Origin of the sequence: Sphingomonas sp. ASY06-1R, assembly GCF_052180265.1 — a bacterium.
GTDB lineage: Bacteria > Pseudomonadota > Alphaproteobacteria > Sphingomonadales > Sphingomonadaceae > Sphingomonas_I.
In genome coordinates, this window is sequence record NZ_CP197464.1 from 484,230 (window position 1) to 496,833 (window position 12,604).

The 12,604-nt window shown below is 65.2% G+C and carries 11 protein-coding genes and 1 tRNA gene; 3 read left to right on the forward strand and 9 right to left on the reverse strand.

The genetic code is table 11. The features are described from left to right. Positions 1 to 237: 237 nt before the first annotated feature. The 7 genes from ACSBM8_RS02420 to ACSBM8_RS02450 all read right to left on the reverse strand — a co-directional run bounded on the left by ACSBM8_RS02420 (position 238) and on the right by ACSBM8_RS02450 (position 6,411). Positions 238 to 504: a hypothetical protein gene (locus tag ACSBM8_RS02420; protein WP_442680085.1), complete on the reverse strand. Its 267-nt coding sequence runs from the start codon at positions 502 to 504 to the stop codon at positions 238 to 240. Positions 505 to 703: 199 nt separating this feature from the next. Beyond that, a tRNA-Lys gene (locus ACSBM8_RS02425) sits at positions 704 to 779 on the reverse strand. A gap of 82 nt (positions 780 to 861) precedes the next feature. Continuing rightward, on the reverse strand, positions 862 to 1,929 hold the full coding sequence (rodA, locus tag ACSBM8_RS02430) for a rod shape-determining protein RodA (RefSeq protein WP_442681463.1): 1,068 nt from the start codon (positions 1,927 to 1,929) through the stop codon (positions 862 to 864). A gap of 35 nt (positions 1,930 to 1,964) precedes the next feature. After that, positions 1,965 to 3,965: a penicillin-binding protein 2 gene (mrdA, locus tag ACSBM8_RS02435; protein ID WP_442680086.1), complete on the reverse strand. Its 2,001-nt coding sequence runs from the start codon at positions 3,963 to 3,965 to the stop codon at positions 1,965 to 1,967. Continuing rightward, on the reverse strand, positions 3,962 to 4,471 hold the full coding sequence (locus ACSBM8_RS02440) for a rod shape-determining protein MreD (RefSeq protein ID WP_442680087.1): 510 nt from the start codon (positions 4,469 to 4,471) through the stop codon (positions 3,962 to 3,964). Before ACSBM8_RS02440 ends, mrdA begins: the two co-directional genes overlap by 4 nt. Continuing rightward, entirely contained in the window at positions 4,471 to 5,349 is an 879-nt protein-coding gene (mreC, locus tag ACSBM8_RS02445; protein WP_442680088.1) for a rod shape-determining protein MreC, read from the reverse strand. The genes ACSBM8_RS02440 and mreC overlap by 1 nt, the downstream gene beginning before the upstream one ends. A 21-nt stretch (positions 5,350 to 5,370) precedes the next feature. Then, positions 5,371 to 6,411 carry a rod shape-determining protein gene (locus ACSBM8_RS02450; RefSeq protein ID WP_442680089.1) on the reverse strand — a complete coding sequence of 347 codons (1,041 nt, stop codon included), beginning with the start codon at positions 6,409 to 6,411 and terminating at the stop codon, positions 5,371 to 5,373. A gap of 101 nt (positions 6,412 to 6,512) precedes the next feature. Here ACSBM8_RS02450 and mutL point away from each other — a divergent pair, with 101 nt between their 5' ends. Further along, positions 6,513 to 8,258, forward strand: a complete 1,746-nt coding sequence (gene mutL, locus ACSBM8_RS02455; RefSeq protein ID WP_442681464.1) for a DNA mismatch repair endonuclease MutL — start codon at positions 6,513 to 6,515, stop codon at positions 8,256 to 8,258. Between the two features lie 17 nt (positions 8,259 to 8,275). On the opposite strand, the gene ACSBM8_RS02460 is transcribed toward mutL, so the two are convergent. Together ACSBM8_RS02460 and ACSBM8_RS02465 are read right to left on the reverse strand one after the other, a co-directional pair. Further along, positions 8,276 to 9,898: a TPM domain-containing protein gene (locus ACSBM8_RS02460; protein WP_442680090.1), complete on the reverse strand. Its 1,623-nt coding sequence runs from the start codon at positions 9,896 to 9,898 to the stop codon at positions 8,276 to 8,278. A gap of 13 nt (positions 9,899 to 9,911) precedes the next feature. Next, positions 9,912 to 10,742: a DUF3667 domain-containing protein gene (locus ACSBM8_RS02465; protein ID WP_442680091.1), complete on the reverse strand. Its 831-nt coding sequence runs from the start codon at positions 10,740 to 10,742 to the stop codon at positions 9,912 to 9,914. A gap of 189 nt (positions 10,743 to 10,931) precedes the next feature. Between ACSBM8_RS02465 and ACSBM8_RS02470 the strand changes: the two genes are divergently transcribed. Next, entirely contained in the window at positions 10,932 to 12,299 is a 1,368-nt protein-coding gene (locus ACSBM8_RS02470; RefSeq protein WP_442680092.1) for an alpha/beta hydrolase family protein, read from the forward strand. Between the two features lie 45 nt (positions 12,300 to 12,344). Further along, a complete protein-coding gene (locus ACSBM8_RS02475) occupies positions 12,345 to 12,587 on the forward strand; it encodes a hypothetical protein (RefSeq protein ID WP_442680093.1) in 243 nt (80 codons plus the stop codon). Positions 12,588 to 12,604: the final 17 nt, after the last annotated feature.

The following is a 12,604-nucleotide window of genomic DNA, read 5'->3' on the forward strand; positions in this document are numbered from 1 at the left end:
TGAGGCAAGTTTTTCCGGGTCCGTCTGCGCTGGCGAGGCTAGAGTAGCCTACGGCCGCTGCTGTACGCACCCCCCGGCGGCCGGCCGAAAGCGGTCACGCGCACTATTCACGGCAGCGGATTTCACGAATGGAAATCAGGCATGCGGGCGACCGGCCGGTCTTTCTCCGCGGCCGCATTACCCTAACTGGGGCAGACCTGTCGCGTCTGAGTAATCGAAAAGGTGGCGGACGCTGGTCTAACGGACAACGCCGCCAATCTCTTGGCGTACAGCGGAGCGATCATCCAACGGGTTGGGGCCATAGGTATGTCGGATATACGCCAGATTGAGGCTCTGGATCAGCGAGGCGAATATCCAGAACGCGCCTGCGAAGGCGATAAAGCCCGCGCTGGCCCAGACATCAAGGGCAGCGTAACCCCATCTTAGATCTAACAAGCGATCAAGCAGCGCGGCGGCGAATCTGATAAAAAAGAACGCTGCCCAGATCATCACGACCCAGTTCATGAAACGACGATCGCGCCGATATAGCGCATGGAGTCGGCGACTCCGGTTTTGAAGGTAGGCTGGGTCCTGCCGCACCTCCAAACGATAGGACGGCAGTGCTCCCGTCCCCAACTCTTCTCGTCCACAAAAGGGGCGGCGTTTCCCAGCCGCGTCAGTCGCGGCGATGGAAGCCGGTCGTTCAGCTAAGTCATTGGAAAGGTGGTGGACGCACTAGGGCTCGAACCTAGGACCCGCTGATTAAGAGTCAGCTGCTCTACCAACTGAGCTATGCGTCCATGCCATGAAGCAACGCGGTCGTGCCGCTTTGGAGGCGCGCCGTTAGCAAGGCCTTTGGCGCTTGTAAACACCTTGGTCGCGTCAGCGACGGCTTGCCCGGCTTTGGCGATCGATCGCCATCAGCAATCCGAGGCAGATCAGGACCGTCATCATCGCCGATCCGCCGAAGGACACGAGGGGTAATGGAATGCCGACGACCGGCGCCAATCCCATCACCATCAACAGGTTGATCGCGACGTAAAAGAAAATGGTGGAGGCCAGCCCCGCACCTGCGATGCGGCCGAAGCGCGAGTGGGAGCGCATTGCTACGCGCATTCCCCAGCCGATCACAAAGCAAAAGGCCGCAATGATGCCGATGCCGCCCATCAGGCCCCATTCCTCCGCCATCGTCGCGAACACGAAATCGGTATGGCCTTCGGGTAGATAGTCGAGATGGCTCTGGGTGCCCTGCAGAAAGCCCTTGCCGGTTATCCCGCCCGATCCGATCGCGATCTTCGACTGGATGATATGATAGCCCGCTCCCAGTGGGTCGCTTTCCGGATTGATGAAGATCTCGATCCGGCGGCGCTGGTAATCGTGCATCGCATGCAGGGCGAGCGGGATCAGCGCGATCACCGCCGCGCCCGCGCCGATGAACAGGCGCTTGGGCACGCCCGCCAGGAACATGGCGATCATACCGCCAAATGCGATCATCAACGCGGTTCCCAGATCGGGCTGCGCCATCACCAGCAGGAAGGGCACGCCGATCAGCAAGGCGGCCGGCCAGATTGCGGAGAAACGGCGAATCTCCGCAGCCGGCATCATGTCGTAAAGGCGGGCCAGCACCAGCACGATTGCGGGCTTCATCAATTCCGAGGGCTGGAGCCGGATGATCTTGAGATCCAGCCAGCGCCGGCTGCCGCCGCGAACCGCGCCCAGCGCTTCCACCCCGAACAAAAGAATAAGAAGGACGATATACGTGGGCCAGGCGACCGCCTTCAGTTGCTGTTCCGACAGCCGCGACAGGATCAGCGCGCCCACCATGAACATGGCGAAGCGCACGCCCTGCGAAAGGGCCCAGGGTGTCATCTTGCCCCCGGCTGCGGAATACAGAACGACGAGGCCGAAGCCGCAGATTGCGGTGACGACCACGACCAAGCCCCACGGCATGCGCGCGAACGACGTCGGTACGAGCGAATGGCTGCTCAATCGGGTCGCTCCCCGCCGGGCGTGTCGGTTTCGGCGTCGCTTGGCGCCGCCGTCGCGTCGGCCGCGCCAAGCTGCGCATCTTTCCACCGCTGGACATCGGCCGCCATGCGCGTCTCGATATCCCCGCCCCAGCCTTTTTCCAGGGCGACGAGGTTGGACATGGCGCGATCCGGCGCGAACAAGAAAGTCATCACATCGCGCGCGACCTGCGCCGCGGCGGCGCCGTGGCCGGCATGTTCCAGCGTCACGCCGATCGCATATTTGGGCTGCTCCGCGGGGGCAAAGCCGACGAAATGGCCATGGTCGCGCAATCTCCACAGACCCGCCGTACCCAAGGCCTGGGCGCGACCGGCGCGACGATCGGCCATGCTGATCCGGCGCACCTGCGCGCTCCCGGTCTTGCCTGCCATCTCGACCCCCGGCACCGGCAGGCGCGACGAGCCTGCCGTGCCCGCACCGCCCGTATTGATCACGTCGCGCATGCCGCGATGGACCACCTCCAGGTCAGAGGAGGGTATGTTGAGCGATCCACCTTGCGGGCCATAGCGCTTGTTCACGATCAGGCGCGGTTGCAGGATCCGGCCGCTGGCGATCCGGGCCGCCATTACCGCCAGTTGCAGCGGGTTGGTCAGCACATAGCCTTGGCCGATCGAGGCGTTCATAGTGTCCGCGGTCGTCCAAGCTTTCTTGTAACGACGTTCCTTCCACGCGCTGTTGGGATAGGTGCCGTAACGCTGCATGGTCGCCGGCAGATCGAACTTCTCGCCGAGCCCCAGCGTGCCCGCCATCGCGGCCAGCTTGTCGATGCCAATGCGCCGGGCCATCGCGTAGAAATAGACGTCGCACGATTGCTGGATCGCCCGGTGCATGTTGATCGGGCCATGCCCCCCATGACGCCAGCAATGGAAGAGCGCGTTGCCGACCCGGTAGAAACCGGGGCAATTGACCGTCTCCTCGGCGCCGACGCCCCAGCGCAGCAGCGCCAGCGCATTCATCGGCTTCACGGTCGAACCGGGCGGGTACAGGCCCAACAACGTCTTGTTCATCAGCGGAAGATGGTCGTTGGCCGACAACATCGCCCATTCCCCCTGGCTGATCCCGGCGGTGAAGACGTTGGGATCGTAAGAGGGCATCGAGCACATGGCGAGCAGCCCGCCCGTATCGCAATCGACGACCGCCAGCGATCCGCTATTGGTGCCGATCCGGCGGGACGCGAATTCCTGCAACTCCGCATCGATCGTCAGGCGCAGCGTATGGCCCATCTGCTCGGGACGGGTCGTCAGTTCCTGCACCAACCGGCCATGCGCGGTCACTTCGGTCCGCTTCGCCCCCGCGCGGCCACGCAGCCACGGCTCCATCACCTTTTCCAGACCCTCTTTGCCCAGCTTGAAGCCGGGGGTGACGAGCAGAGGATCGTGGGTCTTCTGATAATCTTCCGCTGACGCCGGCCCGACATAGCCGCACAGATGGCCAACCGCGGCGCCCGCCGGGTAGGAGCGGGTGAAACCGCTGGTGGGGGCAACCCCGGGTAAGTCGCTCTGCCGCAGGCTCACCGCCGCGAAGCGTTCATAATCCAGTCCCTCGATCACCGGGACCGGCTGATAGCCCGGCGACTTGTCGAGCGCGGTCTTGATCCGGTCGACATCGTCGCGGCTGAGGTCGAGCAGATGCCGCAATTCGTCGATCGCGCTATCCGGATCCTGCAGACGATCGGGGATGAGGTCGACCCGGAAGCTGGTTTTGTTGACCGCGATCGGCTTGCCGTTGCGATCGACGATCCAGCCCCGGCGCGGCGGGATGATCTGGCTCTGGACCCGGTTGGATTCCGCCAGCCGGTCATATTTGTCGCGTTGGGCGATGGCCAGCCAGGCCATCCGCCCGACCAGCAACGCCGCCACACTGGCCTGCGCGCCGCCCAGGATGAGCGCGCGCCGGGTGAAACTATAGGTCAGCGATTGTTCGGTGATGACCCGCCCGGGGCGCTGAAAGAACTTCACTTCGCCAACCGCCAGCGATCCAGCAGCGCGCACAGCCGCGCAATCGGCGGGAAAGCAAGCACGGCAAGTATGGTTGGCGCGATCATGGCCCAGAGCGCGCCGCCGCCGGATACGAAGCGGCCGATCCCCCAATTGCCGAGGGCGCACCACAGGATGGCGCCGGTCGCGATCCACCAGTCGAGCCAATGGTCCCGCCACATCGGGCGACTGTCGATCAGGTCGATCACCAGAAAGGCGATCGTCCACAAGGTCATCGCCGTCCCCGGCGCGGCGCCGGTGATCAGATCGTCGGTAAGCCCCAGCGGCAGCGCCATCCACGCGGGCCATAATTCCGGCCGCAGCAACCGCCAGCCCAGCGCCATCAACAAGCCGAACGGCGGCAGCACGGGCACGGTGGTGACGATGGGCAGAAGCGCGACGCAGGACCCGATGACCGTGGTGGCAATCGGCAGGCCTTGCAATCGCCATGGCGAGGGGCGGCCGAGAAGATCGGACTCGATCGCCATCAGCGCTTGCGCCCCTCCGGCGGGGCGAGCGGGGGCGGGGAGGGCTGTTCCGGTAGCACGATGGCAAAGTCCAGCTTGGCCGGATCGGCCAGCGGGCGCGCCGCGGCAAGCTCACCGCTGGCGCTCATGACGACGGCGACCGGCATGTCGGCGGGATATACACCGCCGACGCCGGAGGTGACCAGCAGATCGCCGCGCCGAAAGCCGGGCCCGCCGGCGGTGGTGGCGTGGATTTCCAACGCGCCGTCGCCATGCCCCTCGCCCAGCACCGCCTCACCCGTGCGCACCACGCGCAGCGGGACGGCGCTGCCGCCATCGGTCAACAGGATGATGCGCGAGGCATGGAGGCCGACTTCGGCGATCCGGCCGACCAGGCCGTCCGCCACGCGGACCGGCTGACCCGACACAATGCCGTCGGCGCTGCCCGCGGCCAATGTCGCAAAACGCCGGCTGCCGGACAGGCTGGATCCGACGATCCGCGCCGCCACGATCGGCCGCACCTGTTCGCCCACCAGCTTGAGCGTGCGCTTCAGCCGCGCATTCTCGAAGGCGAGCACGCGGGCCTGGATCACTTTGCGCCGGGCTTCCGCCAATTCTTCGCGCAGGGCGCGGTTCTTGTGGGCGGCGTTGAAATAATCCCCAATGTCGCTGGCCACCGATCCGGACCCGCGCACGATCGGACGCGTCGCGACCGATACCGGCGCGGTCACATCCAGCGCCAGGCCGCGAATCCCCTCATAGGCGACCGGATCGAAGCGGGCGATCAGCAGCAACGCTATCCCCGCCACGGTCCCCATGGCGGCAGCGATGTAGCCGAAGAATAATCCATATTGGATGCGCCGCGAAAAGCCGCGGTCGCGATGACGCGGCGGGGCCATGGCTCCGCCTCCTTTCCGCTCTTAAGCCGTGTGCAGCACGCCGCGGAACATCGGATCTTCCAGCGCGCGCCCGGTGCCGAGCGCGACGCAGGTAAGAGGATTGTCCGCGACCGTGACGGGCAGGCCGGTTGCCTGGCGCAACACTTCGTCAATGCCTTCCAGCAAGGCCCCGCCGCCGGTGAGCACTATGCCCTGGTCGACGATATCGGCGGCCAGCTCCGGCGCGGTGTTTTCCAGCGCCATACGCACGCCTTCGATGATCGCCGACACCGGTTCGCTCAGCGCTTCGGCAATTTGCGACTGGGTGATCTCAATCTCTTTCGGCACGCCGTTCACCAGATCGCGGCCCTTGATCAGGATGCGCTCGCCGACGCCGTCAGCGGGCATGCGTGCGGTGCCATGCTTCTGCTTGATCCGTTCGGCCGTGGCTTCGCCGATCAGCAGATTATGATTGCGGCGGACATAGGATCCGATCGCTTCATCCATCTTGTCGCCGCCGACGCGCACGCTGGTGGTGTAGGCCAGCCCGCGCAGCGACAGCACCGCCACCTCGGTCGTGCCGCCGCCGATATCGACGACCATCGAGCCGATCGGCTCGGTCACCGGCATGTCGGCGCCGATCGCGGCCGCCATCGGCTCCTCGATCAGGAAGACCTGGGATGCGCCGGCATTGGACGCAGCATCGCGGATCGCGCGGCGTTCCACCTTGGTCGAACCCGACGGCACGCAGATGATGATCTCCGGCCAGCGCGGGAAGCGCCGCTGGCCATGCACCTTATGGATGAAATGTTTGATCATCTGCTCGGCGACGTCGATGTCGGCGATGACGCCGTCGCGCAGCGGACGAATGACTTCCATATGTTCGGGCGTCTTGCCCATCATCATCTTGGCATCGTCGCCGACGGCGCGGACCTTCTTGACGCCATTGATCGTCTCGATCGCCACCACCGACGGCTCGTCCAGAACGATCCCGCGGCCGCGCACATAAACCAGCGTGTTCGCGGTGCCGAGATCGATCGCCATGTCGTGCGACATGAATTTGAACCAGCGCATGAAGCCCATATGTCTACTGTCCGTCCGTCGCGCGACCGGCGGTGAATCATCTTTACCGATGGGTGAAAGCCCGGTCGCGGAAGGCAGCTGACTGGGCTAGAGCCATGCCCATGTCAATACGCCGGCTCCCAGAGCATTTGGTCAATCGCATCGCCGCCGGCGAGGTTGTGGAGCGCCCCGCGTCGGCGCTGAAGGAACTCGTTGAAAACGCCATCGATGCGGGCGCGCGCCACATCCTCGTGCGCCTGAGCGAAGGGGGGATAAGCGGCATCGAGGTGACCGACGACGGAAGCGGAATGGCGCCCGGCGAAATGGCGCTGGCGCTGGAGCGTCATGCCACTTCGAAGCTGCCGGACGACGCGATCGAGCGGGTCGCGACGTTGGGTTTTCGGGGCGAAGCGCTCCCCTCCATCGCCAGTGTGGCAACGCTGACGATCGAGAGCCGGGTGCGCGGCGCCGAGGGGTGGCGCCGTACGGTCGATAATGGCCAGGTGACTCATGAGGGGCCGGCCGCGCTGCCGCCGGGGACGCGGGTCAAGGTGGAGGGGCTGTTTGCGCGCGTTCCCGCCCGCGCCAAGTTCCTGCGGACGGCGCGGTCGGAATATGCGGCCTGCGTCGATATCGTGCGGCGGCTGGCGATGGCGCGGCCGGAGATCGGCTTCACCCTGGAACATGACGGGCGACGCTCGATCGCGGTACAGCCGGGCGAAACGCGGGCGGAACGGGTGGCGGCGCTGATCGACCGCGAGCTGATCCGTAACTCGGTCGCCGTCGATCATGGCCGGGAAGGTCTGGCGCTGGGCGGCGTCGCGGGTCTGCCCACCTTCAGTCGGGGCGTCGCCGATCACCAATATCTGTTCGTGAACGGCCGGCCCGTAAAAGACCGGTTGCTGATCGGCAGCGTGCGCGCGGCCTATCAGGATCTGCTCGCGCGGGATCGCCATCCCGTCCTGGCCCTGTTTCTGGAGGTGCCGGGCGAAGACGTGGACGTGAATGTCCATCCGGCCAAGACCGAGGTGCGGTTCCGCGAGGCGGGGCTGGTGCGCGGTATGATCGTCGGCGGGCTGCGGGCCGCTCTGGACAGTGCCGGGCACCGCAGCGCCGCGCGCCCGTCCCCCGCAGCGCTCGGCCGCTGGCAGGCGGAGCCGCTCTCTCCGCAATGGGCGCCGCCGACGCCCAACGTACAGGGGTCGGTGTGGGACAATATTCCCACTTATGCCCCTCCGCCATCGGCGCGCGCCGAACAGGCGTTCGCCCCGCCGCCCGCGGCGGTGGAGTATCCGTTAGGCGTGGCGCGCGGGCAGGTGGCGGCGACCTATATCGTGGCGGAGGCGGCGGATGGGTTGATCCTGGTCGATCAGCATGCGGCGCATGAACGGCTGGTACTGGAACGGATGCGCCGCGCCGTCGCCGATGGCGGTGTGGCGCGACAGGCCCTGCTATTGCCGGAAGTCGTCGAGATGGACGAGCCGGCCTGCGACCGCCTGGAGGCGCGCGCCGCCGAGCTCGCGGAAATGGGGCTGGAACTCGAACGGTTCGGCGCGAAGGCGATGCTGGTGCGCGCAACCCCGGCGCTGCTTGGTCCAAGCGACGCCGCGCAGCTGGTCATCGATCTGGCGGACGAGCTTGCCGCTTATGACGAGGCGCTGTCGCTCAAGGAAAAGCTGGATGCGATTGCCGGGACGATGGCCTGCCACGGCTCGGTCCGCGCCGGCCGCATCCTGTCGGTGGCGGAGATGAACGCTTTGCTGCGTGAAATGGAAGTCACGCCACATTCCGGCCAATGCAACCATGGCCGCCCGACCTGGATCAAGCTGGGCCATGGCGACATCGAGAAGCTGTTCGGGCGCAAATAGCGCCCTGGCGCCGCGCGTCAGATCGGATCGTAGCTGAACGTCCAGAGCGCCGAGGCCTGCGCACCCTTGTCGCCACGCCGTTGCAGGCGCCCAACCACCGTATAACGCTGGCCTGCCTTGATCGCACCCGCCGGCATCAGCCCGGCCGTCCGTGGCGCGACGTAGAGGATCACGGGAAAGCCATCATCTGTACGCAGGCTCACCGCCTTATAGGCAAGCGGACCGTTGACGATCGATGGCGTGACCTGGCCGGGGCCTTGCGGCGGATCGAGACTCGTCACCGTGCCGCTGATGCGCAGCAGGTTGCCGAGCGGCTGATCGATCGCATCGTTCCAGGGTCGTTTGCTGCGCGTCCGCTCCGCCGTCACCTGATCATAATGGGCGTTGAGCACGCCCAGGGAGGGATAATCGATGGTCCACTTGGTGTGGGCGACATTGCTCAACGTAAAGCTGAAGACATTGAACAAATTGTCGGTCCACCCCTGGCAGCCGTCGGCATCATCGCAATAGGACCACGCCGCGTCGACCCAATCCAGCAGCATCTTCTTGGGATCCGAGAACTCCGCCTCCTTGGCGAAGCCGGGCCCGAACGCCACCGCGGCCTGCCGCTGGCGGGGCGCGATCACCGCCACCGCGCCATTGCCTACGTCCAGCTTGCCGACACGCAGCTGACGCATCATCGCCCAGGCATAATCCTCCGGCGACTGCCCGTGCAGATCGTTGACCACGAGGATGGTGAATTCGGCCCCGACATCTTTGGCCAGCGTGTAAAGCTTCTGATCCATCGCCCGGACGCGGCCGGCGTCCAGCTTGCCGGTTTCATCGACGATGAAGCGGCCATATTTGAAGGGAATGGAGCCGGGTGCCGGCAGGGCGAAGTTCGCCTTCACGATCGGCGCGCCAGGTTCGGCGCCGGCAGTCGGGCCGGCATTGGGGTTGACCGGGGCGGCGCCACTGCCCGCACGGCAATCGCTGCGCTGCTGTTGTGCGCACGCCTGTTGCCAGCCGGCACGAATGGCGTTGGCGCGGGTCACCTTGTCCGGATGGGTGGGGGAGCCATGCGCGCTACCGACCGCCAGGATCATCTCGGTCGCGGCGCGCTCGGGCGCCCCCATCTTCTCCATCACAAAGCCGGAGAATTTGTCCGCCTCTAGCTCGATATCGGGGCGGCTGCCGCCGGGCACGATCGTGTGGCCGGACAGGTGATGCGCGATCTCATGCGCTAATATGCTGGTCGGGCCCCATGGATCGCCGCCGACACGGGCCATCGCCGCGCGCATGAAATTGGGATTGAACGCGATCACGCGCCGGGGCACGCGGTTCTGATCCAGCATGATCACCGCGGCGGCATTGTCGACCGGTCCGGTCGTCACCACGAAGTTGGCGGGAAGGCCGGTATAGTCCATGATCCGCTTCACCGCGAGCTGGCAATTCTCCGGTGCGGCGCCGGTAAATGCCGCAGCGTTGCCGCTGACGGGGCGTCCGTCATAGGAACAGGCCTGCAGGGTGGAGGCGATGGCCTCGATCTTCTGGCCTCCCGTCAGTCGATCGGCCGCCGTCGAGCCCGGATCTGCGCCCCGGTTGCATCCCACGAGGAGCAGCGGCGCCAACAGGGTGGTGGCCAGAAAATATCCCTTCATCTTCCTCTCCCTCTTATGCGTCGATGATCCAGAGCAGCATTGTCGCGTACAGGCGCAGCAGCCCCCAGCTCGCGACGGCGTAGATCAGGCAGGCCAGAAGCAGACGGGGCCAGTCCTGCGAAAGTCGAAGCCGAAAGAACTGGCTATAGGCCAGTGTGACTATGGTCAGTTTGATCACGTAGAGATAATAGCCGGATGCTTGTTTGTGCAGCAGGATGAAGCCTGGCGAATGCCACAGGAGCGTCGGCAAAAGATTAACGATGACGATGGCCAGGATCAGATTCTGGCAATAGATGGCCAGTACCGCATGTTCGATTGCATTATAGTTCAGCCGTCGCCCGAAGCCGATCCAGCTTCCCAGGAATATCGCCACGATGCCGAGCGTGAAGCTCCAATTGGCATAGGTGACGACCCGCTGTGCCATCCGATCCACGTCCCGGCTTTGGCCGACGAAATCGAAGCGCTGAAAATATTGGTTGGCCGCCAGGATCAGCACCAGGATCGCGACGAGCGCGACCAGCAATTTCAGCGGGTGCATGTAGCTGGCGCGCTTGCCATGGACATAGTCGCGGGCGACCAGACCGGGCTGGAAGATGAGGCGCAGGATCGTCTTTACGCTGTCCTTCTCGAACCAGCGGATCCGCTCCCAGCTTTCTTTAAACAGATCGCCGAATGACAAACGCCGTGCGGCTTTCTGCCCGCAACTTCCGCAATAGGGTGTCGTAAGCTGAGCCGAACAATTGCGGCAGACCGAAGAATCGAACCAGCTTTGGCTGATGGGCGCAATGGCGGCTTTATTGCCGGGCGCGTCCACCGCTGCTGCTGCGGATTGCAATGGCTTCATCCACATCCTCATGCCGGGGAGCCGGCAAATTTATTAACGCGGGTTAGTGGGCCTGGTTGCAATTGCGCTGTGCCGGTTCATCGATCGGCTTTATTTGTCGGGACTGGCGTCTTGATCCAGCCATGTCTTGACCAGCACAAATGGGCGGCCAAGGTGCCGGTGGGATGTCGTCTTAGGGGGAGCGACCATATGGCAGGATGGATATTGCGGGCGCTGACGATCTTCAGCGGCTTGATAGTGGGAATATCGACACCGGTGGCGGCGCAGCAGGCGGTCGGCGACTGGCATGGGCGGCTGGATGTGGGCGCGGTCAGCCTGCGGCTCGGTGTCACGATCGCGCGGAATGCCGATGGCAGCCTGGCTGGAACGATCGTCAGCCCGGATCAGGGCCCGCAGAAAACCCCGATCGCGACCGTGATATTCGCCGGCCCTAACCTGTCTTTCCAGGTCCCGTCGATCGGCGGCAGTTTTGCCGCGAAGTGGGATGCCGGGCGCAAGGCGTGGGACGGCACATGGACGCAGGGCAGCGCCTTCGCGCTCGTCTTGCTTCCCGGCGCGATCGAGGCAGCGTTGCGGCCGCAGGAGCCGAAGCCTCCATTCCCCTATCGAGAAGAGCAGGCGGACATCGATAGCGTGGCGGGCGTTCGCCTGGGCGGTACGCTCACGGCTCCGCCGGGTGCCGGGCCGTTCCCCGCCGTAGTGCTGATCACCGGTTCCGGCCCGCAGAATCGGGACGAGGAATTGCTGGGCCACAAGCCCTTCCTCGTCCTGGCCGACTATCTCACCCGCAGGGGTATCGCTGTCTTGCGCTATGACGATCGCGGCACCGCGAAGTCGACCGGAACCTTTGCGACCGGAACGAGCCGCGATTTCGCGCAGGACGCGGAGGCGGCCGTACGATGGCTGCGCCAGCAGCCTTATATCGATCCCGCCCATGTCGGCGCGATCGGGCATAGCGAAGGCGGGCTGATCGCGCCGATGGTGGCGGAGCGGAACCCCAAGCTGGCCTTCGTCGTGCTGCTGGCCGGGCCAGGCGTGCGCGGCGCGGAGGTCGTGGCGGCGCAGGCCGATGCGATCGGCCGGGGCGCCGGGCTCAGTGCGGATGTCGTGGCGAAAAATAGTGCGTTGCTGCGTGCCATTTCGGATGCGGTGATCCGCGCGCCGGATATCGACCATGCGCGTGCCGCCGTCGCACCGCTGCTCGCGACCAGCGGTGTGCCGGAGCCGGCACGAGCCGCGCAGCTGACGATGGTCACGTCCGACTGGTATCGGCAGTTTGCCGCGTACGACCCCGTCCCGGCGCTACGCGCCTTGCGGATCCCGCTGCTCGCGCTGAATGGGGCCAACGACAAACAAGTGCTCGCCGACCAGAATTTGCCCGCGATCCGTGCGGCCACCCGCAATAATCCTGACGCCACCATCGTCGAACTGCCGGGGCTCAACCACCTGTTTCAGACCAGCAAGACCGGCCTTCCCCAGGAATATGGCACGATCGAAGAGACCTTCTCTCCCGCGGCCCTGAGCCTCATCGCGGACTGGATCCTCAAGCATCGCTGATCCCAGCGTGGCGGACTATGCCCAGGCGGCGAAACCGCACCGGATATGGCGCGTTCACGCGCAATGGACCCGAAAGAGCTGGTAGCGGCCGTACGTGCCGCAGCGATCCGTCATAACCGGACCTGGGATGCGCTTGTGCCCGATCGCTTCCAGGTCGACTTCGCCCATGAAGAGGCAGAGGAACTGGCCTATGCCGAAATGGCGACGGCCAAAAGCGCCCTGCGCGATCATATTTGTGAGACGTACGGCATCACCGTCCGCGAACTTTCCAGCCTCGCCACGCTCTGACGATCACGTCAGAGCGT

Excerpts from the sequence above, each read along its gene's own strand:
- ACSBM8_RS02420 (WP_442680085.1), bottom strand. The coding sequence starts at position 504 with ATGAACTGGGTCGTGATGATCTGGGCAGCGTTCTTTTTTATCAGATTC.
- rodA (WP_442681463.1), bottom strand. The coding sequence starts at position 1,929 with ATGCCGTGGGGCTTGGTCGTGGTCGTCACCGCAATCTGCGGCTTCGGC.
- ACSBM8_RS02440 (WP_442680087.1), bottom strand. The coding sequence starts at position 4,471 with ATGGCGATCGAGTCCGATCTTCTCGGCCGCCCCTCGCCATGGCGATTG.
- mreC (WP_442680088.1), bottom strand. The coding sequence starts at position 5,349 with ATGGCCCCGCCGCGTCATCGCGACCGCGGCTTTTCGCGGCGCATCCAA.
- ACSBM8_RS02450 (WP_442680089.1), bottom strand. The coding sequence starts at position 6,411 with ATGGGCTTCATGCGCTGGTTCAAATTCATGTCGCACGACATGGCGATC.
- mutL (WP_442681464.1), top strand. The coding sequence starts at position 6,513 with ATGTCAATACGCCGGCTCCCAGAGCATTTGGTCAATCGCATCGCCGCC.
- ACSBM8_RS02460 (WP_442680090.1), bottom strand. The coding sequence starts at position 9,898 with ATGAAGGGATATTTTCTGGCCACCACCCTGTTGGCGCCGCTGCTCCTC.
- ACSBM8_RS02465 (WP_442680091.1), bottom strand. The coding sequence starts at position 10,742 with ATGAAGCCATTGCAATCCGCAGCAGCAGCGGTGGACGCGCCCGGCAAT.
- ACSBM8_RS02470 (WP_442680092.1), top strand. The coding sequence starts at position 10,932 with ATGGCAGGATGGATATTGCGGGCGCTGACGATCTTCAGCGGCTTGATA.
- ACSBM8_RS02475 (WP_442680093.1), top strand. The coding sequence starts at position 12,345 with ATGGCGCGTTCACGCGCAATGGACCCGAAAGAGCTGGTAGCGGCCGTA.